The following is a 22,558-nucleotide window of genomic DNA, read 5'->3' as shown; positions in this document are numbered from 1 at the left end:
CATATAACAAAAACCCCTGAACCTCTCGATTCAGGGGATGATATAATTAAAATCCGGCAGTGCCCTACTCTCACATGGGGATACCCCACACTACCATCGGCATTACAGCATTTCACTTCTGAGTTCGGGATGGATTCAGGTGGAACCACTGCACTCTCGCCGCCGGGATAATTCTTCGATAACTTCTTCTCTTCAAGTTTTATCTTGTTCTATCTTTTTATCTCGTTCTATCTTTTTATCTCGTTCTATCTTTTTATCTCGTTTTATCTCTTTTATCTTTTTCATCTGTTCTATCGGATACAAGCTGATGACTGATGACTGTATACTTTAATTCGTTGTATTTCACATTAACCGCCCAAAAACACTTGAGCGTTGTATAGTTAAGCCCCTCGGGCAATTAGTATGGGTTAGCTCAATGTATCACTACACTTACACACCCCACCTATCTACGTCGTCGTCTCCAACAACCCTTACAGACTCTAAGTCTGGGAGAACTCATCTTGAGGCAAGTTTCGTGCTTAGATGCTTTCAGCACTTATCTCTTCCGCACTTAGCTACTCGGCAATGCGTCTGGCGACACAACCGAAACACCAGTGGTGCGTCCACTCCGGTCCTCTCGTACTAGGAGCAGCCCCCCTCAATTCTCCTACGCCCACGGCAGATAGGGACCGAACTGTCTCACGACGTTCTAAACCCAGCTCGCGTACCACTTTAAATGGCGAACAGCCATACCCTTGGGACCTACTTCAGCCCCAGGATGTGATGAGCCGACATCGAGGTGCCAAACACCGCCGTCGATATGAACTCTTGGGCGGTATCAGCCTGTTATCCCCGGAGTACCTTTTATCCGTTGAGCGATGGCCCTTCCATTCAGAACCACCGGATCACTATGACCTACTTTCGTACCTGCTCGACTTGTCCGTCTCGCAGTTAAGCTTGCTTATACCATTGCACTAACCTGACGATGTCCGACCGTCATTAGCAAACCTTCGTGCTCCTCCGTTACTCTTTGGGAGGAGACCGCCCCAGTCAAACTACCCACCAGACACTGTCCGAGACCGCGTTCCGCAATCTTCGTTAGAACACCAAACGTTAAAGGGTGGTATTTCAAGGACGCCTCCACAATCACTGGCGTGACCGCTTCAAAGGCTCCCACCTATCCTACACATCAAAATTCAATGTTCAGTGTCAAGCTATAGTAAAGGTTCACGGGGTCTTTCCGTCTAGCCGCGGGTACACCGCATCTTCACGGCGATTTCAATTTCACTGAGTCTCGGGTGGAGACAGCCTGGCCATCATTATGCCATTCGTGCAGGTCGGAACTTACCCGACAAGGAATTTCGCTACCTTAGGACCGTTATAGTTACGGCCGCCGTTTACTGGGGCTTCGATCAGGAGCTTCTCTTTCGATTACACCATCAATTAACCTTCCAGCACCGGGCAGGCATCACACCCTATACGTCCACTTTCGTGTTTGCAGAGTGCTGTGTTTTTAATAAACAGTTGCAGCCAGCTGGTATCTTCGACCGGTTCACCCTTCACCCGCTAGGGGCTACAAGCTACGCCGGCGCACCTTCTCCCGAAGTTACGGTGCTATTTTGCCTAGTTCCTTCACCCGAGTTCTCTCAAGCGCCTGAGTATTCTCTACCTGACCACCTGTGTCGGTTTTCAGTACGGTTTAATAAAGCCTGAAGCTTAGTGGCTTTTCCTGGAAGTGTGGTATCAGTTACTTCAGCCCCTTGAGGCCTCGTCATCATTTCTCGGTGTTAATAAGCGCCCGGATTTGCCTAAGCACCCCACCTACCAACTTAAACGTGCATATCCAACAGCACGCTAACCTAACCTGCTCCGTCCCCACATCGCAGCTTTACCAAGTACGGGAATATTAACCCGTTTCCCATCGACTACGCTTTTCAGCCTCGCCTTAGGGGCCGACTCACCCTGCCCCGATTAACGTTGGACAGGAAACCTTGGTCTTCCGGCGAACGGGTTTTTCACCCGTTTTATCGTTACTTATGTCAGCATTCGCACTTGTGATACGTCCAGCATACCTCCCGATACACCTTCATCCGCTTACACAACGCTCCCCTACCCAACAGGATTAATCCTGATGCCGCAGCTTCGGTGCTATGTTTGAGCCCCGTTACATCTTCCGCGCAGGCCGACTCGACTAGTGAGCTATTACGCTTTCTTTAAATGGTGGCTGCTTCTAAGCCAACATCCTAGCTGTCTAAGCCTTCCCACTTCGTTTCCCACTTAACATACACTTTGGGACCTTAGCTGGCGGTCTGGGTTGTTTCCCTCTCCACGACGGACGTTAGCACCCGCCGTGTGTCTCCTGAGTATCACTCTTCGGTATTCGCAGTTTGCATCGGGTTGGTAAGCCGGGATGGCCCCCTAGCCGAAACAGTGCTCTACCCCCGAAGGTGTCCGCTCAAGGCTCTACCTAAATAGATTTCGGGGAGAACCAGCTATCTCCCGGTTTGATTGGCCTTTCACCCCCAGCCACAAGTCATCCGCTAATTTTTCAACATTAGTCGGTTCGGTCCTCCAGTTAGTGTTACCCAACCTTCAACCTGCCCATGGCTAGATCACCGGGTTTCGGGTCTATACCTTGCAACTAATCGCCCAGTTAAGACTCGGTTTCCCTTCGGCTTCCCTATTCGGTTAACCTTGCTACAAAATATAAGTCGCTGACCCATTATACAAAAGGTACGCAGTCACCCTTTCAGGCTCCCACTGCTTGTACGTACAAGGTTTCAGGTTCTATTTCACTCCCCTCGCCGGGGTTCTTTTCGCCTTTCCTTCACAGTACTGGTTCACTATCGGTCAATCAGGAGTATTTAGCCTTGGAGGATGGTCCCCCCCTCTTCAGACAGGATATCACGTGTCCCGCCCTACTTATCGTAAGCTTAGTACCATCAACGTGTTTTAAGATACGGGACTATCACCCCCTACGGTTGAGCTTCCCAACTCATTCTCCTAACACGCTCACTATCACTTACCGGCTCTTCCGCCTTCGCTCGCCGCTACTCACGGAATCTCGGTTGATTTCTTTTCCTCGGGGTACTTAGATGTTTCAGTTCTCCCGGTTTGCTTTTCATTACTATGAATTCATAATGAAATGATGGATTCTTCATCCATCGGGTTTCCCCATTCGGATATCTTGGATTAAACGCTTCTTATCAACTCATCCAAGCTTTTCGCAGATTAGCACGTCCTTCATCGCCTCTGATTGCCAAGGCATCCACCTTGTACGCTTAGTCACTTAACTATACAACCTCAAATGTTTTCAGCCTGCCTACTCAGTCAGGCCTACATCTTGAAGCGAATCTTTAATTCAACTAAACACTTGACTGCCTTTCTCCAGTCAAGATTTTTCTACTCAGACTTCCTCTATTCCTTTCGGAACTTAAAAGTCTCTTCAGTTTTCAGCTTGTTTCCAATTTTTTAAAGAACAGAAGATAATTCGTTAAAGTTATCTTTCATTGGCGTCCCCACGGGGATTCGAACCCCGGTTACCGCCGTGAAAGGGCGATGTCCTAGGCCTCTAGACGATGGGGACAACAATAAAAGATACCCTTTTACTTATCTTTACGCAGACTATTTGAGTCAATTAGATGTTGCTCTTAAGTCACGGACTCTTCACTACGTTGTTTACAACATATCAGCCAATCTGTGTGGACACTTACTATAGCTCGTTCGGTAAGGAGGTGATCCAACCGCAGGTTCCCCTACGGTTACCTTGTTACGACTTCACCCCAGTCATGAATCATACCGTGGTAAACGCCCCCCTTACGGTTAAGCTATCTACTTCTGGTACAACCCACTCCCATGGTGTGACGGGCGGTGTGTACAAGGCCCGGGAACGTATTCACCGCGACATTCTGATTCGCGATTACTAGCGATTCCGACTTCATGGAGTCGAGTTGCAGACTCCAATCCGGACTTAGACGTACTTTGTGAGATTCGCTCCACATCGCTGCTTCGCCTCCCTCTGTATACGCCATTGTAGCACGTGTGTAGCCCTACTCGTAAGGGCCATGATGACTTGACGTCATCCCCACCTTCCTCCGGTTTATCACCGGCAGTCTCCTTTGAGTTCCCGACCGTATCGCTGGCAACAAAGGATAAGGGTTGCGCTCGTTGCGGGACTTAACCCAACATTTCACAACACGAGCTGACGACAGCCATGCAGCACCTGTCTCAAAGCTCCCTAAGGCACTCCCGTATCTCTACAGGATTCTCTGGATGTCAAGAGTAGGTAAGGTTCTTCGCGTTGCATCGAATTAAACCACATGCTCCACCGCTTGTGCGGGCCCCCGTCAATTCATTTGAGTTTTAACCTTGCGGCCGTACTCCCCAGACGGTCGATTTATCACGTTAGCTACGGGCGCCAGAGTTAAACCCCAACCCCCAAATCGACAGCGTTTACAGCGTGGACTACCAGGGTATCTAATCCTGTTTGCTCCCCACGCTTTCGCACATGAGCGTCAGTACATTCCCAAGGGGCTGCCTTCGCCTTCGGTATTCCTCCACATCTCTACGCATTTCACCGCTACACGTGGAATTCTACCCCTCCCTAAAGTACTCTAGATTCCCAGTCTGAAATGCAATTCCCAGGTTAAGCCCGGGGCTTTCACACCTCACTTAAAAATCCGCCTGCGTGCCCTTTACGCCCAGTTATTCCGATTAACGCTCGCACCCTCCGTATTACCGCGGCTGCTGGCACGGAGTTAGCCGGTGCTTCTTCTGTGACTAACGTCAATCAGCTTGGCTATTAACCAAACTGCCTTCCTCATCACCGAAAGAACTTTACAACCCGAAGGCCTTCTTCATTCACGCGGCATGGCTGCGTCAGGGTTCCCCCCATTGCGCAATATTCCCCACTGCTGCCTCCCGTAGGAGTCCGGGCCGTGTCTCAGTCCCGGTGTGGCTGGTCATCCTCTCAGACCAGCTAGAGATCGACGGCTTGGTGAGCCATTACCCCACCAACTACCTAATCCCACTTGGGCTCATCTTATGGCAAGAGCAAACGCCCCCTTTAGTCCAAAGACTTTACGCGGTATTAGCTGCAGTTTCCCGCAGTTATCCCCCTCCATAAGCCAGATTCCCAAGCATTACTCACCCGTCCGCCACTCGTCAGCAAAGAAAGCAAGCTTCCTTCCTGCTACCGTTCGACTTGCATGTGTTAAGCCTGCCGCCAGCGTTCAATCTGAGCCATGATCAAACTCTTCAATTCAAAGTTCAATCGCTCAATAAACTGCTTAGCTATTAATAAACACTACTATAAAAGTAATAATGAATTTCTAGTTTAAGCACCTATTAAGACTTCAAAATTAAAATTTTTTTAACAAGTCTATTAACAAGTGCCCACACAGATTGTCTGATTCGTTGTTAAAGAGCAAAAAATAACGACGCACCGGCAAATTCTCAAACTTCACAACAGCGCGTCGTTGTGTAGTGCGCATTATAGAGAAATCCAAAATCAATGCAAGCACTTTTTTGCAAAAAATTTGAAAAAATGATCCTTTGATTAAATCTCCTCCAAATCGGATAATTTTCGGCTTAATCTTGGTTATTTCTCCAACCGATTAATCCGTTGAGCAAATTCCTTTACTTTCTCCCAATCCGTATATTCGATCTCTTTTGTTGTATCCGTCTCACCACCGGTGATTTTCATAATGAATCGGATCATCACACGATCAAACCATTTATAGCGTGGATATAATAATGCTCCCGCAAATACAGCTGCCAATTTAGGTTGCCATTTTGTGCGTTGTAAAAATTTACGCATATATACATTAGTTTCGGGGTTATCCTTACCTTCCTTGCGAGCAGTTAAATTAACGCTAAAAAATACCGCTCTTTTTTGCTCCAAATGCTCACGGTTACGCACAACAAAACGATCGAGGGTTTTACTAAAATGACCATAACGTATGGAAGCGCCAATAATAACCCGATCAAAGGTTTCAATATCATAATCCTCTCGTAAAGCATCGACCAGCACCTCACCATTTAAAAGTGCGGTTAAAAATTCCGAGATTTTTTTTGTTTGCCCATCATGGCTTGAATAAAGAATTAATGTTTTCATTACGCTTTCCAAAATGCAGGGGTAAATAAAGCTAACAGGGTAAAAATTTCCAAACGTCCGCACACCATTGCAACGGTTAAAATCCATTTTGCACTGTCGGGAATCGCCATCATATTGCTACTAACCGAACCCAACGCAGATCCAAGGTTGTTCAAACAGGCTAAGACGGCATTAAATGCATCGAAAGGTTCTACACCACAAGCAATGACCCCCAGTAAACAAACGACAAAGACTAAAAGGTATGCCGAAAAAAATGCCCAGATACTACCAATAACCCGTTCATCCAATACTGTTTTTCCCCATTTAATGGGATAGACTAAATTCGGATGCACAACACGTTTAAGTTCCCGTTTACCTTGTAAATAAAGTACTAATACCCTCGCTACTCGTAAACCGCCCCCGACAGAGCCGGCACAGCCTCCCATGAAAGATGCGAGAATTAATAACACAGGTACAAAAGACGGCCAAACAGTAAAATCTGACGTTGTATAGCCCGTTGTAGTAGAAATTGATACGGCTTGAAACAGTATTTGTTCAAAATCTTGCCAAGAGAATGAGAAATAACGGTGATTCCACATCACTAACATACATAGTGTAACCAATATTATTTGGGTACTGATAAAAAAGCGAAATTCAGGATCCCGTAAATAAATTTTGACAAAATTTTCATGTCCGGTCGTTGAAAACGCCCGAAAATGCAAGCCAAAATTACAGGCGGAAATCAGTAAAAATAAGATGGTTATGCCATTAATCAACGGACTATTGAAATGGCCCATACTGGCATCATGTGTCGAAAAACCACCAATAGATACCGTAGAAAAACTATGTGTTAATGCATCAAAGGGATCCATTCCTGCCAACCAATAAGTTAACGCACAAGAAATCGTCAGTGAAAGATAAATCACCCACAACATTTTGGCGGTTTCGGTGATCCTTGGACGAATTTTTTGCTCTTTCATCGGACCGGACATTTCCGCGCGATAAAGTTGCATACCGCCAATACCTAATAGCGGGATAATTGCAATCGCCAATACAATAATCCCCATTCCACCAAGCCACTGTAATAGTTGGCGATAGAATAACAAAGCTTTAGGCAGATTATCCAGCCCTGTCATTACTGTCGCGCCTGTTGTCGTTAAGCCTGAAAACGCTTCAAATACGGCAGATGCGACGGTTAAATGGAGTGTATCAAGCAGCAACAGTGGTAAGGTGGCTAAACCACCAAGTACAAACCAAAATGCCACCACAATCAGAAATCCGTCTCGTGAACGCAGTTCTTGTTTGTGATGGTGGCAAGGCCACCATAAAAGCGTACCAACCGTTAAGCTCAAGGCAAAGGCTTGCATAAAGGCTTTTCCACCACCGTCACCGTAGATTAATGCGACAAAAGCAGGAATCAACATGGCACAGGAAAAGCACATCACGAGAATACCAATGATTCGAATAATGGATAAAATATGCACGATTATTTACCTGCTTTCAACGGTTGAACGGTCAATTTACCTGCAGATTTTTCGGCCAGTTCTATTGAAAAAGGCTCAACCGTTTTTTCACTAATACCTAAAGTTAAATGAACTTGCACTTGAAAATCCTGCGATAAAATCTCAATTTGATATTTGTCACAAAGTAGCTGTACCAACCCCATTTGCCCATAATCACAATCTAATTGAAAAGGAATACGCTCAACTTTAATTTCCGTTTTCAGCTGTTTTAGTGCCTGTTGAACACCATTGCCATAAGCGCGAACCAAACCACCCGTTCCCAATAGAATTCCCCCGTAGTAACGAACCACTACGGCACTAATTTCTCCTATATGACTTCCTAATAAGGCACTTAACATTGGCTTTCCTGCCGTACCGGCCGGTTCGCCATCATCTGAAAAGCCCAATTGTTGTGAATCCGTCGGTTTACCTGCCACTGCCGCCCAACAATGATGTCTTGCATGAGGGTGAGCATGCCTGATCTTTGTCCAGAATGCTTTAGCTTCGCCTAAACCATTCGTATGTTGTAAGTAAGTGATAAAGCGGCTTTTTTTAATTTCTTCTTCAAAAACGACCGCACTTTGAGGCACAAAATATTCCGCCATTATATTTCTTCAGATAATTTGAATGGCGCTAGTCTATCACTGATGATAGGGATTTGTCGAAATTTCCCAATAAGTGGTATCATGCACCTTATTTTTTGGAAAGAGAAATCAATGCCTGAAATTACGATCTCCCAAACGCTTGATACTTTGGGTTTGCGTTGCCCTGAACCCGTTATGCTAGTGCGTAAAACAATTCGCCATTTAAACGAAGGCGATGTGCTATTGATCCTTGCTGATGATCCTGCCACCACGCGTGATATTCCCAGTTTTTGTCAATTTATGGATCACCGCTTGCTGAGAAGTGAAGTGGAAACAACTCCGTTTAAATATTGGATAAAGAAAGGGAAATAACAATAGGTGTAGATTCTCCGAATGTCCAACAATGATAAAAGCTCAGGAGAAATAGAATTTCCCCGTGCTAATTTAAAATATCCACTCAAAATTCAGCTGTATTTCACTTTGTTTGTAGCTATAAACATAATCGGCATTACTGTGATTACGCGTATGTTTTAGCACAAAATTCGGAGTGATACCTTTAAAACTCCAACTCGGTACTTTTAAGACGGTTAAATAGATTTGCTGTTTGTCTTTGCGGGTTAATTCGAGTGCAGCATGGTAGTCTTGATACTTATATTGTCGCAATAATGCTAAAAAAGTGGTATTTAATCCAAAATCAAATTGATGATTAAAACCTAAGCGAATGCCTTGCATACGATAAGATTGGGTATCGTCTGTTGTGCGGCGAGATGACCAATCAATGCCGCCGAAGAAGGTAGTTTGTGGTGTAAATAAATAATACCAAGTGCCGAATAAGGAGCTGATATCAGCTTTATTAAATGTGCTGTAATGTTGGCTATATTGAAGTTTTTTATGCTCGAATTGGAGATTCCAACTATGGCGCGGTGAAATAGTTTGCGTCCACTCAAAGTGCCCGCCCCAGCCGTGATAATAACGGTGATTTCCGAAAGTGTTGTATTCTAAGAGAGGAGCGACGGTAATATCTGTTTTAGCATGACGAAAACTGTATCCGCCATAGGTTTTAACGGTGTTTTCATTGTAGTCTCCCTGTTTCGGGTAAAATTGTCCGTAGCTGTTTAGGTAAAACATGAATCCGTGATTGCCGGTTAAAGACAGGCGACGTTGCGTATTAAAATCATAGCGCCAACCGTGGGCATTGAGCGCTTGTGGCGAGCGGCGATTAATCAGGCATTGATCTTCCTTATAAAGCAGGCAAACTTCCTTTTGTGAGGATTGATTAATATTTTGATGATATTGATAACCTATGGTAAGTGAATGTTGCCAGCTTTCCCGTTCTTGGAGCGCTTGTTGATAATCGTGAATAGTTAATTGTACGCCGTCCGGTAAGGGCTGGGCAGCGAGTTGCTGAAAAAGTGCGGTCGATTCTGTGTTCTTTTTATTTTCAAACAGAATTCGGGCAAGATCCAATTGACCGCGTAAAAAATCCGGTTCACTTTGTAGTAATGCACGGTAATATTGTTCTGCCTCAACTAAATCGCCACGTTCTCTGGCTAATGCACCTTTAGCAAACCAAACCAGCTGATCTTGATGATCAGGAAAATTTTCATATTGAGCGAGGAATTTTTCGGCATATTGCCATAGTTGGCGGTTTAATGCGATATATAAGGCTTGTCCGACGGCTTCAACATTGTTCTCCACATTAAAAGACTCGCCTTCTAAAGTGATTTCATTTTCCGATTGTTCGCTATTAATACGTTGTTCCTGCTGCTGTTGTGCTGATTGCTGAGAATGTTGTCGCCATAGTCTGAGCGCCTCTTGTTCTTGCACATTGGCTTGGGCGCTTGAACTGGTTAGCCAATAAAGCATTCCGATAGAAATAAAATGACGTTTTTTCATAAAAATCCATATTCGGGTAGAGAAAAAAGGGGAGAAGCCTCCCCCTAAATATAAAAGCGATAAAAGGCTATTTTTTCGTGCCACCGAAGGCCGTATCAAATTGGTTATTGCCGTTAAATTTGGCATAACCAGCTAAAGCCGCCGCATCTTTGCCGAAGAAATGCCCTTCAGTGAGACCTCGAACCTTACCATTAGCCGTTGCTACACCTTTAAAGCTAGCCTTTCCACTATCAATTTTGGCGTCATTCACCTTAACGGTTAATCCCGTTTTACTGATTGAACCGTTTAACGTATTTTTACTGAAATCAGCCGTGAATTGACCTTTTAACAGTTCTTTATCCAGCTCGGTATTTTTATTGATACCGGTTACGTCATAAATCGCGGTGCCGCCCGTCGGCATTTTTTCGGTTTTATTGTTTCCGGCATAATAAACTACGCGATCTTTATCAATATTTCCGTCTCTAGCTAACCATTCCCCATAATATAGTTCTTCCGCCCCCACTTTTTTAAAGGCGAAATTCCCTAGTTGATTATGGAAACCCGGCACCCATTTCGGCATATTATTCATTTTTAATACCACAACGCCGTTTTTATCGACGCCGCCAAAGGCTTTTAACCATTGGGTATTTTTAGTAATTTTGGTAAGAGATTGGAAGCTAGTAACTTTTTTGCTTACACCATCAACTATTACACCCGGTAATCCGGCTTGATCGGAGTGGAACCAACCGTTATGTGCAGCCGAACCTTTTTCAGGTAATTGTAATGCTGTTTTTTGACTAACACCGGAGGTTACAACTGCATTGGCAGAGGTGGTAGCAATAGCTAATGTGGCAAAAAGTGCGGTGGATAAAATTGATTTTTTCATGTTAGAATCTCCATGTTTTTTGTGGGAGTATCCCCACGATTAACAGCCATAGGTTTTTTATACGCAGAATGCCTATGACTTCCTATCAAGCGGTAAAACGGTTGTTTGGTTGCAAAGTTTTACCGCTTTTCTCTTTAGAAGAAAAACGCTCTTCTAAAATTTTGCCGTTACCCCTAATTTAAAGGTTCTGCCCGGTGCCGGGATCATAGAACGGGTCATCGGATCTAAATAGTAACGATCAGTTAAATTGGTTCCGGTCAGCTCCATAGTAAAGTTCGGTGAAAATTGGTATTTAATATAGGCATCTACAGTTAATACCGGTTGCCATGACATCGGACGGTTCCAAATACCACCATCTAGAACTTTTAATTCCCATAGACGGTCTTCGTCTTTATTTTTCGCTTTGCTGTGATATAACCATCGGCTACCGATCTCTAATTTTCGATCTAAGAAGCGAGCGCCTAAATTTGAACTAATAGAGTATTTGGGTTGTAATTGGGTACGCAAATAGCCCCAAGCAAAACCACCGGTCATACAGGTTGGAACACGGAGTTGCACGGGATCCATTTCTACAGCGGTATTGGCATCACAAACTTTATTTTTTAGATGATATTCAATGCCTAGATCACCAAAATAATCGCCGTTATCATAACGGGCTTGCAATTCGACTCCCTCCAATATCCGTTTATCCAGTTGGACAAAACGAAAGTCAGTATTACGGTCAATAACGTCTTTAGTAACATTATGATAATAGTTCAATTTAATATCTGCTTTAGTCGGTGAATCGAAATAGCTGCTGAAATCATAAACATAGCCTAGCTCAATATTTCGTGCTTTCTCCGGTTTTAGTTTGGCGTTTTTAAAACGGGCGGAGGTATCCGCGCTGGCGGAAAAACCGACGGTGGTTTCAAAGATGCTCGGCATACGGGCATATTGGGTGTAACGCACATACACACGGGAATTATCAGTTAAAAATGCGGTGGCGGAAAATGCCGGTGAAAACGCATGACCCCGTTTTTTTTCTACTTTTTTGAGTTTATCTTCGTCTTTTAGTTTTTTGGCAAATGTGCCGGAATAGTATCGTTGATATTTATCCACTGTTTCGCCGGTAACAGGATGTTTGACTTTTTCATTTTTTAATGTGCCATTATAAAAAGGATTATCTTCCCGATGTAACCGCCCATCGGAGTGATAATATTGATCTATTCCCTTTCTATGGTAACGATAGCCGTCTTGAATATCATCTTCACCTGTTATTTTCCAAAACTCTTTACTCAATTTTTCTTCTTCTCTTTCACATGCTTCCGTTTTACACACTTCTGAATCAGGTCCAAATAGTTTTTTATTAATTTCATCATAGCGCTCCCATTCCTTTTGTGTCATCACTTCTTTATAGGAAATAGATTGGGCAACGTTTACTGTTGCCGGATAGTCAACTCCATCATAATGATAGGGTTTATAAAGCTCTCCGCTTGTGAGCAAATAATTTAAATAATCATCAAAAGACCAATATTCGTTATAACGTGCGCCGGCGGTCAGCATTAGCCAGTTGGTCGGACGGTAATTAAAGTTAAATGCGATGTCCCATTCCTGACGGCGACCGGCACGAGGCGGGCTTTCATAGGTACTGCTTGGGTTTGGTGTTGCGTTAAAGTGGCTACTGGTTAAACGTTCTTTTTGAAGCGCGGCAGAAATAGTAAGATCTAACTGATCGGTTAGGTTCATCGTATTGCTTAAATGAATACCACGTCGGGTATTGTAAGCATTGACCTGAGCCGCATTAACATAATTGTACTTTCCGTCAGTGTTTGGATTTTGTTTAACCAGCGGATCGCCGATTCTGGCCAAGCAATCACGATCAAGCACTAAAAACTCATGAGGATTGACCGCATCAGGGTTTACCGTTACACATTGAGTGGTCGCCAACGTCCAATCGACATCCTTAGATTTTGCTTCACGGGGATTACCGCCTGAAGTATTGGTATCGCTTATGGTGCGGGTGTACCAGATTCCTGCATTAAAATTAATCCAAGGATTATCGGGGTTATAGGCATAATCTAGATTAAATGCCTGTTGTTTGACTGTTGCCAGTGGCCATTGCGGGATATAACCGTGAAACTCGCTGAAATCAAGGCGGGAAGGCATAATTTCACCGTAGGTCATTTTGGTATGGCGATAGCCCATTTTGACGGTTTGTTTATCTGTCGGGCGGAGAGAACCTTTTAATAGGTAAGATTCCATGGCACTTGAGGTATTCGGAATTTCCGTATGCGGACGATAAATGGAAGCGGCGAAAGGTAGATTTGGTTCTATTTGTTTTAAATCCCGCCCAGATTTTTCATCTATGACGCCTTCATATTTACTTGCACCGCCTTTACCGGCTAAATAGTTTCCTTTAGAGCGATAACCATAGGCGGCAAGTAAATCAAATTTTTCTTCTTTTACGCCGACAGCCAATCGCATTGCGTTATCTTTAAAATATTTGCCTTTCGTTTTTGGTTTTACCAGCGTAACGGAAGAAAAATCACCGGGTGTGCCGTCGCCGACGACACGATAATCCTGCCCCCATTTAAAGTCAGGAATCCGTTCTTTTACCGAATTATTGCTGGTTTCCAGTTTTAGTTCTACACCGACTTTCTGTCCTGGCTTAAGGATATCATCGACATCAATCGTACGCATTTTTACTGCGCCGCCAATCCCCGATTGATTGCCTGATGCCAAATCGGGGCCTTTTTCTACCGTAATACCACCGATTAAATTCGGATCAATATAGTTACGGTTATTCGCGCCGTTATAGCCCCGCCAAGTAGTCAATGCTTGTTCCGTGCCGTCAATCGTAACCGGAATCCGCCCTTGTCCTTGTACGCCGCGAATGTTGGGATCGACTGCGCCGCTATTACGTGCGTCACCACTATACACTCCGTTGAACTCTTGGAATAAATCGGCCGGAGAAGCGCCTTTGTAGCGTTCGATCGTTTCTTTTCCCGCATAGAGATTGGTAATATTGCGTTGATATACATCATCTTTACCTTGTTCGTCTTTCTGATCGGCAGTAGCTCTTACATCTATAACATCCAACTGCTCGGTAGCTGAGGCTTGAATAACGGAAACAGAGGCCAATCCGTATGCACTCATCAGTAGCTTTCTATAAATATCTTTGTTTTTCACTTAAGGCTCCTATAGATAGTAAATTTGCAATTTTCATTAATGATAACAATTATCATTAATGAAAATTAAATATTACTGAATTACATTGGTAACTTCAATAAGCCATAACGAAAAATTTCAAATCGAATGTATCTATTTGATTAGTTTTTTCATAATTGTTGAAAAAGTGAATAGTTACTTGAAATGATATGAAATGAAGAATGAATGATAGAAAATGATGAACAATTACAAAAATGGACAAGGTATTTTTGAAACGAGCATAGTATTAACAAACGAAAACCTTGTTGAGTTTTCGTTTTAGATAATGAGCATCAGCCTAGTAGTTTCATCTAAGTCCACCTATGGCAAATCAAATAAGTAATGAAACTTACACACCACCAGAAATCGACAATGTTACAATCTGAACCAAATATTTAGTATCTGCATAAATCCTACGATTCTAACCAAACTGTTTACCTAAACTAGGCAAAGCCTCCGTTTGATTTATTGTGAAGACAATGTAAAAACCAACCGGCTAGGTATTGAAGAGGCGATACTGCTGTACTTTTCCATTTCTGTTAATCTAGAGAGCTACTTTAGCTTCAAACCTTCAATTGCTTGAACAACTCCGCCTTCTTTATAAATAAAATCATATATTGAGGAAGCTCTTCCTTTACTAATTGCAGAGTGATTATTAATTATTTCAAAAAAATCATCAGAGTTATACTTATCTTTCTTGAGTAGTTCTTTCCATATATCTAAAACTATTTCTCTACTTTCGAGTTTTTCTAATAAAATATGTAAACTAGCACCACACATATAAACTGAGTTCTCAGAATTATTGTTATTCATTATGGTATTATTTTTCTTATAATAATCTAAGCAAGTATCCAAATAGATTTTCTTCAAAGATTCTACCTTATTTTTTTCGATATAATTCAAGTCCAACAAACTCATCATAGAAAAATATTCTGCACTTCCTTCATGTAACCAAGCCTTTCCCCTATGATTATGTTCATAAGAATTCCATATGTGAAATATTTCGTGTGAAATAAACATGTACATATTGTAATATTTTTTCTTATCTAGTTTTGATAAGTTTGATATGTTACATGATAAAAAATTATCTAAGGCATCCCCTTTATAATCAAATTCCCCTCCATCCTCAGTAAAATCAATAATTACTATGGGTTTTCTCTTAAAAAGGGCTCCAAAGTTATCACTGTAGTAATTGAAAATTCTCTTATATACTTGAAGAATATTATCTTTCAAGGCTTGATTTTTTTCCAGACCAAGTATTTTTATAGGCTCTTTATCTCCCCAAAAAACAAACCTATCTCCTATAATATAATTTTTTCTTTCCTCTATAGAGAATTTAGGAAAGTCATCTTTCTTCTTATCTATAAAAACGGATTTATCATATCTAATCCGCTCAGGAAATAAAAAATCTTTATATAATAAAAAATCACCATTACTATAAACCCTAATAGGATCGTAAAAATCCTTAGATACTTCAGGCTTTATATTAAGTGTAACCTTGAACTTTCCTTCTTCTGATTTTGTAAATGTTTTATCTTTTACTAATAAATTTTTATAGTGTTCATCCTCCCTAATTTCTTTGGCTTTAGATATAGTGTAATGGATAATGAGTTCATTTCCTTCTCTTTCTAAAATAATACTATTATCCTTTGCTGACAAAGGAATACTAAAAAATATCAAAAGCAGAAAAAAATTAGATGTTCTAAACATTAACGATAAACTCCACAAAGAAGAGTACTATTTTCAGTATAATCTAAGTTATTAAATTAATAATTCTATCCTGTTCAAAACCACTTAATAAAATTTATCTACCCCGACACAAAAAATAATGATAAAAAAATGCGGTGAAAAATCACCGCACTTCGAATCGTTATTCATTTCTATCTTCATCAAATTTCACATAGTTTTGTTGTTTAAAATCCGATTTTAATAAATCCTTTAATTGCCACCAATTCAGTGTGAGATCCGGTTCACCTGCCGCATAAGGCGCGATTTCATAGGCACTATAAATAAAATGCACCCCTTCCGAATCTAAATAAATATTATCTGATACATTAAAATCGGCTTTTTTCGTAAAAGTTTCGTCATCTTTTACCGCACCATCTTGTGTATAATTCTCCCACAGTAATTCCTTCACCTTCGGCAACACTTTCTCATCAAATAAATCATTGAGCTTCAAGATTTTATGAGAGGTGAGATCAATGGTCAAATAAAGATTACCTCCCATACCATGTGCACCGCCCTCATATTCATAAGTTCCGACCGAAAATGTCGCTAATTTTTCTTTTTGCCCAATAAAATCTACCCAAAGACGGCGTTCTACGCCCATTGTTTTTTCTTCTTTCATTCCCTCATAGGTTTCATTAAAATTTTCTTGTAACTCCGCCACAAGCTGTTCACGTGTGAGTACCTTGCCTTTATTATCTTCATCACGAGTTAATTCTTCCCATAATAGGGTATTTAACCAATCAATATTAGTTTTCAACATCGAAATGGAATACTTAATTTTTCCTTCTTCCGGCGAATAATCTTCTTCCGACTTAGGTTTCGGGTATTGAATGGTTTCCGACTTTTTAAACACAACATCTTCTTCAGCAAAAATCGCCGGGATCACGTTCTCCGCCAGCGATTTTTCCGCTTTTAATTGCGTATTTTCTGCAGTGAGTTGTGCCACCGTTTGATTAAGCTGCTCAATTTTGGTTTGAGCGTCTTTATCTTGACAACCGGTGGTTAAAAGTGCGGTAAAAATTACGGCTGAAATTAATGTTCTTTTCATATTTTCTCCTTATAAATCAAAGATATTCTTATCACGCAAAATGTGATCATTGCCTTTACGACGTAAAAAACCGATACGAGCAAAATATTCCATAAGTTGTACGGTGAGCTTGCGACCAAAATTCAAGCGGTCACGCACCTCATTAACGGAAACCTTCCCTTTTTCCTCAGCGATTTGCTTAATAAGACGCGCATAAGCATAAATCGTTTCAGTTAAAAAGAAACGATCTTTTACAATCGGCGTAAGATAACCTAGTTTCCCTGCTTTATACATAAAATTACGCATTGTGTTTTCATCCATGGCTAAGGCATTTGCTATATCACGCACCCAAATCGCTTGCCCATTAGCCTTTTCAAATTCCTTTAATACCCATTGCCAACGATGCTGTTCTTCCTCATCGAAACGGATTTTATGTTCGGGTAAATGCAACCAACCTCGGGTTTGTTGAAGTTTACCATTATCCAACATATCATCGATCAAGTGATAAATCAAATGTTCCGGCTGATTAAGCAGCGCTATACGATACAAACGGGCTTTGCTCACCCCTAACTGATCATTATGTTGTTCATGATAGGTAGCAAGTGCGGTCAAAATTTGCTGTGTTTTTTCAGCTTGATAATCCGCATTAAAGCACCAATCCTGATAGCGCAACGCACCACATTGTGCCAGTGCCTCGTCTAGCGATATAACACTGAGCTGTTCTCCCCACATGACTTGGTTAGCTTCAATTGCATTATGTTGAAGAGCTAATCCAATACGTTGTGGAGCATTTTTCGCTAAAGCTAAATTTGCCAAGAAACTCAACCGTTCCGCTGTCCGCTTATGGCGTTTTGGCGAGTTAATTTCCAACACCCTAGCGCCTGCCACAAGTGTTTTCGCATCACCACTGCGCAAAATAAGCTTATCGCCAAAGGCTAAAAACAAGGGGGAATCCAAAATAATCTCTGCCAAAGTGCGGTCATTTTGGGCGACATTTTTACTTTGTAACAAAACAAGCTTACCTGTCGTACGACTGGCAGCATGATAAATATGCACCGACTGACTTTCATTTAACAGGGTTTCAGCCTGAATTTGTACACTAATACGATCTGTTGGTTGCGGCGGTATATCCTGCAATAGCCAATCCCCCCGTTTTGTCGGTATGCGATCAAGATCAACATTAAGATTCAGCGCCAAACGTTGTCCTGCAAAACCTTGTTCACTCGGCATATTTTGTGCATGAATGGCTTTCACCCGTACTTTTTGACCGGTGGAAAGATAGAGTTCATCATTAATTTTCACCGCCCCCGTAAATGCCGTTCCAGTAACTACCGTACCGGCACCCTTCACACTAAAGACACGATCAATCGCATAACGAAACGGTTTTTGTGAGTCGTCTAATTCCGGCAAGCATTGCAAATAGTGACGCAGCTCAGCAATACCTTGTCCGGTTTCGGCGGAGGTAACAAAATAGTTCGCCCCACGTAAAAATGCATAATTTTGTTTGATTTGTTGTATTAATGTATCGATTTGTGTCGAACTTGCTCGATCTGATTTTGTTAGCACAACAATAATTTCATTAAATTGTAACCGATGCAAAATCGCCAAATGTTCTTTAGTTTGTGCGGCAATGCCTTCATCTGCCGCCACAATTAGCATGGCGTAATGAATACCGCCTAACCCTGCCAGCATATTAGAAAGAAATTTTTCGTGCCCCGGCACATCAATAAAACCCAATGTTTTTGAGCCGTCTTGGGAAGAAAAAGGCAAATAGGCATAACCAAGATCAATTGTCATACCACGCTTTTTTTCTTCCGGTAAATGGGCGGTATGAGTACCGGTTAACGCCTTTAGTAACGCCGTTTTGCCGTGATCAACGTGCCCTGAGGTGACAATAATCATAGTTTATCCACCGTCTGTAATAAGGTTTCCATCTCTGCCACACTGCGAACATCCAACCATAATTTGCCGCTTTCCATTCGCCCAATAATTGGCTGAGGGAGTTTTTTGAAACGTTCGGAAAGTGCGGTTAATTTTCCATTTGTTTTTTCAGAAACCGTGACAGCAACAGAAGGAATACGAGCCATTGGCTGCGAACCACTGCCAATCTGTGCATAACTTTCCTCAATTTGAATGTCAAACTGTGAATTTAATCGCATTGCTAACCGCACTTTAAAACTCTCTGCCTTGATCCGTAATTGTTCAATAGATTGTGTCAGTAAGTGTAATGTTGGCAAGTTTTCCGTCAATTTTTCAGGATTTAAATACAAGCGCAATGTCGCTTCTAAACCGGCTAGGGTCACTTTATCACAACGCAACACCCGTTTTAGTGGGTGAGCTTGCAGTTGTGCAATCCATTCTTTTTTTCCCACAATAATCCCTGCTTGCACGCCGCCTAACAGTTTATCACCGGAAAAGGAAATCAAATCCACCCCTTGAGCGACCTTCTCTTGTACGGTAGGTTCCTTTGGTAAGCCGTATTGGCTTAAATCAATTAATGCCCCACTGCCAAGATCTGTTACCACCGGTACATTCATTTCTCGTCCAAGTTCAACTAACTCTTGTTCCGAAACCGATGAAGTAAAGCCAAAAATTTGATAATTACTGCTGTGCACTTTCATTAATAAGGCGGTATTTTCACCGATCGCAGCGCGATAATCCTTTAAATGCGTACGATTGGTCGTGCCCACTTCAACCAAATGGCTACCTGCCTGTGTCATAATATCGGGAATACGGAACGCCCCACCGATTTCAATGAGTTCACCGCGAGAAATAACCACCTCTTTTCCCTGAGCAAAAGTTGCCAGCATTAAAAACACCGCCGCCGCATTGTTATTCACGACACAAGCCGCCTCTGCACCGGTTAATGAACATAAAAGTTCGCTGATATAATTATCACGGTGACTCCGTTTGCCTTCTTCTAAATCATACTCCAGTGCAACATTGCCTTGCATCGCAGACAATGCCGCTTGTTGAGCGGCTTTCGCCCATATTGCCCGCCCTAAGTTAGTATGCAATATCGTACCGGTAAGATTATGCACCGCCTTTATTTGTACTTGATTTTGTTGTTGCAGAAGATACTCAAGTTCCGCAAACGTGCGGTCAAAATGGATAAAATATTCAGGAAGTTGATGATTTTTTTGAATAAATTGACGTGCCTGTGTTAATAATTCCCGACACATTGCCACCACGGCAGAATGCCCAAATTCAGCAATAAGACGTTCACCTTGTGAGGTTTTGAGAAGTTTATCAACCGCCGGCAACTGTTGAAAAAGTGCGGTCATCTTTGAATCCGTTTAAAATAACGTTGAAGTGGCAGATAATTTACGCTAAAGTAGCAGCGATTTCAACCTTGGAAGGTCGTCATCTCCGGTGAGGTGGCAGGACTTCAAATCCTGTTGAGAATGCCAGCATTCTCGGGTGGGTTCGACTCCCATGACTTTCCGCCAAATACTCTCAAAAATCCTCCAATTTCAACCGCACTTTTCCTCATTTCTGTGAACTATATCAAAGTTTTTTTTATCGAAAAAAACTAATATATTCATTGTATTTTCAATTTCTGGGGAGTAATTATGACAAGTTCAGAACTCATGCTTGAAGGGTTTAATTTAATGTTTGCGGGAATGGGGTTTGTTATCTTTTTTCTATTCCTGCTTATCTATGCTATTGAGTTTGCCTCAAAAATCATCAATCGATTCTTTCCCGAAAACGAGTCTCCAACATCATCACAACTCAACCAAACACCATCGACCGCCGTGTCGAATGTCGATGATGATATGTCTCGGTTGCGTCCGGTTATTGTTGCGGCGATTGCCCATCACCGCCGCCAACAAGGTTTAAAATAATATTTTTCATTTAATAGGCTAAGGAAGAGGTATTTTATGACAGCCCAACATAAAAAAATTGCTATCACCGATGTGGTATTGCGAGATGCACATCAATCACTTTTTGCCACCCGTATGCGCCTTGACGATATGCTTCCCATTGCGTCTGCATTGGATGATATCGGTTATTGGTCATTAGAAGCATGGGGCGGTGCAACCTTTGACAGTTGTATCCGTTTTTTAGGCGAAGATCCGTGGGTGCGTTTGCGTGAGTTGAAAAAAGCCTTGCCAAAAACCCCGTTGCAAATGCTTTTACGCGGACAAAATTTGTTAGGTTATCGCCATTATGCCGATGATGTTGTGGATCGTTTTGTAGAACGTGCCGTTATCAATGGAATGAGCGTCTTCCGTGTGTTTGATGCAATGAATGACCCCCGCAATATGCAACAGGCATTAAAAGCCGTTCGTAAACAAGGCGGGCATGCACAAGGAACGTTAAGTTATACCACCAGTCCGGTGCATACTTTACAAACTTGGCTGGATACCACAGAACAATTATTAGAAATCGGTATTGATTCTCTTGTGATTAAAGATATGTCAGGCATTTTAGCGCCAATGTCCGCCTATGAATTAGTCAGTGAAATCAAAAAACGCTACGATATTCGCCTCCATTTACACTGCCACTCCACCACCGGTATGGCTGAAATGGCATTATTAAAAGGTGTTGAAGCGGGTGCCGACGGCATTGATACCTCAATTTCCTCCATGAGCGGGACTTATGGGCACCCTGCCACCGAAGCATTGGTCGCCACCTTACAAGGCACGGGGTATGACACGGGTTTAGATATTCTTAAACTGGAAAAAATAGCGGATTATTTCCGGACCGTGCGTAAAAAATATGCGAAATTCGAAGGGCAATTAAAAGGCGTTGATAGCCGCATTTTAGTGGCACAAGTACCGGGAGGAATGCTCACCAACCTTGAAAGTCAGCTTAAACAGCAAAACGCCTCGGATAAACTTGACCAAGTGTTACAAGAAATTCCACGTGTTCGTGAAGATCTCGGCTTTATTCCGCTTGTTACACCAACTTCACAAATTGTCGGCACACAGGCTGTGATTAACGTCTTAATGGGCGAACGTTACAAAACGATCGCAAAGGAAACGGTCGGAATTTTAAAAGGCGAATATGGTCGTACACCGGCAGCGGTAAATACCGACTTGCAAGCACGCGTATTAGAAGGTGCGCAACCTATCACTGACAGACCGGCGGATCATCTTGCTCCGGAAATGGATAAACTCACCGATGAAGTAAAACAACTGGCGAAGGAAAAAGGCATCAAACTTGCAGAAAATGAAATTGATGACGTACTGATTGTGGCGTTATTCCCGCAAGTCGGCTTGAAATTCTTGGAAAACCGCAATAATCCTGCCGCCTTTGAGCCTGCACCGACTGCCGACCAAGCAACAGAAAAAACGGCGGAAAAACCAACCGCACTTTCAACTGCAAGATCAAATGAACCGGCAGTTTATACGGTGGAATTAGAAGGCAAAGCCTTTGTCGTAAAAGTCAGTGAGGGCGGTGATGTAACCAATATCACTCCAACAACACCTACGGCTCAAACCGCCTCGCCACAGCCTGCTCCAACGCCATCAAGTGCAAGCACACCGGTTACCGCACCAATGTCCGGTAATATTTGGAAAGTGGTTGCAACCGAAGGGCAAACTGTCGCAGAAGGGGATGTATTACTTATTCTTGAAGCCATGAAAATGGAAACCGAAATTCGCGCATCTAAAGGCGGCGTCATCCAAAATATCGCCATTAAAGTCGGCGATGTTGTTACCATAGGCGATACTTTAATGACTATCGCATAAA

At 42.5% G+C, this 22,558-nt stretch carries 13 protein-coding genes, 2 tRNA genes and 3 rRNA genes; 4 read left to right on the top strand and 14 right to left on the bottom strand.

Annotation, left to right across the window (positions count from 1 at the left end; all coding sequences use genetic code 11):
- Nucleotides 1–51 precede the first annotated feature (51 nt).
- From rrf to FEE42_RS08735, 7 genes are all read right to left on the bottom strand, one after another.
- A 5S ribosomal RNA gene (rrf, locus tag FEE42_RS08765) occupies nt 52–167 on the bottom strand.
- 209 nt (nt 168–376) lie between these two features.
- A 23S ribosomal RNA gene (locus FEE42_RS08760) occupies nt 377–3,274 on the bottom strand.
- A 215-nt stretch (nt 3,275–3,489) separates the two neighbouring features.
- Nucleotides 3,490–3,565 (bottom strand) — tRNA-Glu (locus tag FEE42_RS08755).
- A 141-nt stretch (nt 3,566–3,706) separates the two neighbouring features.
- Nucleotides 3,707–5,242, bottom strand: a 16S ribosomal RNA gene (locus FEE42_RS08750).
- Together the 16S, 23S and 5S rRNA genes with 1 tRNA gene alongside form the textbook arrangement of a ribosomal RNA operon.
- A 336-nt stretch (nt 5,243–5,578) precedes the next feature.
- Complete coding sequence (gene hemG / locus FEE42_RS08745) at nt 5,579–6,094, bottom strand: menaquinone-dependent protoporphyrinogen IX dehydrogenase (protein WP_164028243.1); 516 nt, start codon at nt 6,092–6,094, stop codon at nt 5,579–5,581.
- Entirely contained in the window at nt 6,094–7,557 is a 1,464-nt protein-coding gene (locus FEE42_RS08740; RefSeq protein WP_059368558.1) for a TrkH family potassium uptake protein, read from the bottom strand. The genes hemG and FEE42_RS08740 overlap by 1 nt, the downstream gene beginning before the upstream one ends.
- Before the next feature lie 2 nt (nt 7,558–7,559).
- Nucleotides 7,560–8,180 carry a YigZ family protein gene (locus tag FEE42_RS08735; protein ID WP_059368559.1) on the bottom strand — a complete coding sequence of 207 codons (621 nt, stop codon included), beginning with the start codon at nt 8,178–8,180 and terminating at the stop codon, nt 7,560–7,562.
- A gap of 111 nt (nt 8,181–8,291) precedes the next feature.
- On the opposite strand from FEE42_RS08735, the gene tusA reads away from it, so the two are divergent.
- The gene (gene tusA / locus FEE42_RS08730) at nt 8,292–8,531 is read left to right on the top strand and encodes a sulfurtransferase TusA (protein WP_059368560.1); all 240 of its coding nucleotides are present in this window, start codon (nt 8,292–8,294) and stop codon (nt 8,529–8,531) included.
- 72 nt (nt 8,532–8,603) lie between these two features.
- On the opposite strand, the gene FEE42_RS08725 is transcribed toward tusA, so the two are convergent.
- The 7 genes from FEE42_RS08725 to selA form a co-directional block, all read right to left on the bottom strand.
- Entirely contained in the window at nt 8,604–10,055 is a 1,452-nt protein-coding gene (locus tag FEE42_RS08725) for a surface lipoprotein assembly modifier (RefSeq protein ID WP_059368561.1), read from the bottom strand.
- A gap of 67 nt (nt 10,056–10,122) precedes the next feature.
- On the bottom strand, nt 10,123–10,920 hold the full coding sequence (locus tag FEE42_RS08720) for a Slam-dependent surface lipoprotein (RefSeq protein WP_059368562.1): 798 nt from the start codon (nt 10,918–10,920) through the stop codon (nt 10,123–10,125).
- 153 nt (nt 10,921–11,073) lie between these two features.
- Nucleotides 11,074–14,088: a TonB-dependent receptor domain-containing protein gene (locus tag FEE42_RS08715; protein WP_135969579.1), complete on the bottom strand. Its 3,015-nt coding sequence runs from the start codon at nt 14,086–14,088 to the stop codon at nt 11,074–11,076.
- A 570-nt stretch (nt 14,089–14,658) separates the two neighbouring features.
- Nucleotides 14,659–15,816 (bottom strand): M1 family metallopeptidase, encoded by a 1,158-nt coding sequence (locus FEE42_RS08710; RefSeq protein ID WP_164028241.1) that lies wholly within the window; start codon nt 15,814–15,816, stop codon nt 14,659–14,661.
- A gap of 160 nt (nt 15,817–15,976) precedes the next feature.
- Nucleotides 15,977–16,882, bottom strand: coding sequence for an RsiV family protein (locus tag FEE42_RS08705; RefSeq protein WP_164028239.1), 906 nt, complete (start codon nt 16,880–16,882; stop codon nt 15,977–15,979).
- A 9-nt stretch (nt 16,883–16,891) separates the two neighbouring features.
- Nucleotides 16,892–18,763, bottom strand: coding sequence for a selenocysteine-specific translation elongation factor (selB, locus tag FEE42_RS08700; RefSeq protein ID WP_164028238.1), 1,872 nt, complete (start codon nt 18,761–18,763; stop codon nt 16,892–16,894).
- Nucleotides 18,760–20,145: an L-seryl-tRNA(Sec) selenium transferase gene (gene selA / locus FEE42_RS08695; protein WP_059368567.1), complete on the bottom strand. Its 1,386-nt coding sequence runs from the start codon at nt 20,143–20,145 to the stop codon at nt 18,760–18,762. The genes selB and selA overlap by 4 nt, the downstream gene beginning before the upstream one ends.
- 70 nt (nt 20,146–20,215) lie before the next feature.
- Here selA and FEE42_RS08690 point away from each other — a divergent pair.
- From FEE42_RS08690 to oadA, 3 genes are all read left to right on the top strand, one after another.
- Nucleotides 20,216–20,310, top strand: a tRNA-Sec gene (locus FEE42_RS08690).
- A gap of 123 nt (nt 20,311–20,433) precedes the next feature.
- On the top strand, nt 20,434–20,706 hold the full coding sequence (locus FEE42_RS08685; protein ID WP_164028236.1) for an oxaloacetate decarboxylase subunit gamma: 273 nt from the start codon (nt 20,434–20,436) through the stop codon (nt 20,704–20,706).
- A gap of 36 nt (nt 20,707–20,742) precedes the next feature.
- On the top strand, nt 20,743–22,557 hold the full coding sequence (oadA, locus tag FEE42_RS08680; RefSeq protein ID WP_164028234.1) for a sodium-extruding oxaloacetate decarboxylase subunit alpha: 1,815 nt from the start codon (nt 20,743–20,745) through the stop codon (nt 22,555–22,557).
- Nucleotide 22,558: the final 1 nt, after the last annotated feature.

The sequence above is a fragment of the Rodentibacter caecimuris genome (assembly GCF_010587025.1).
Lineage (GTDB): Bacteria > Pseudomonadota > Gammaproteobacteria > Enterobacterales > Pasteurellaceae > Rodentibacter > Rodentibacter caecimuris.
The sequence above is the reverse complement of the archived record's forward strand: the minus strand, read 5'-3'. Positions and strand labels throughout refer to the sequence as shown.

Bases quoted from the DNA above. Each gene is read 5' to 3' on its own strand.
- FEE42_RS08725 (WP_059368561.1), bottom strand. From the start codon at position 10,055: ATGAAAAAACGTCATTTTATTTCTATCGGAATGCTTTATTGGCTAACC.
- FEE42_RS08735 (WP_059368559.1), bottom strand. From the start codon at position 8,180: ATGGCGGAATATTTTGTGCCTCAAAGTGCGGTCGTTTTTGAAGAAGAA.
- FEE42_RS08685 (WP_164028236.1), top strand. From the start codon at position 20,434: ATGACAAGTTCAGAACTCATGCTTGAAGGGTTTAATTTAATGTTTGCG.
- selA (WP_059368567.1), bottom strand. From the start codon at position 20,145: ATGACCGCACTTTTTCAACAGTTGCCGGCGGTTGATAAACTTCTCAAA.
- hemG (WP_164028243.1), bottom strand. From the start codon at position 6,094: ATGAAAACATTAATTCTTTATTCAAGCCATGATGGGCAAACAAAAAAA.
- FEE42_RS08710 (WP_164028241.1), bottom strand. From the start codon at position 15,816: ATGTTTAGAACATCTAATTTTTTTCTGCTTTTGATATTTTTTAGTATT.
- oadA (WP_164028234.1), top strand. From the start codon at position 20,743: ATGACAGCCCAACATAAAAAAATTGCTATCACCGATGTGGTATTGCGA.
- FEE42_RS08705 (WP_164028239.1), bottom strand. From the start codon at position 16,882: ATGAAAAGAACATTAATTTCAGCCGTAATTTTTACCGCACTTTTAACC.
- tusA (WP_059368560.1), top strand. From the start codon at position 8,292: ATGCCTGAAATTACGATCTCCCAAACGCTTGATACTTTGGGTTTGCGT.
- selB (WP_164028238.1), bottom strand. From the start codon at position 18,763: ATGATTATTGTCACCTCAGGGCACGTTGATCACGGCAAAACGGCGTTA.
- FEE42_RS08720 (WP_059368562.1), bottom strand. From the start codon at position 10,920: ATGAAAAAATCAATTTTATCCACCGCACTTTTTGCCACATTAGCTATT.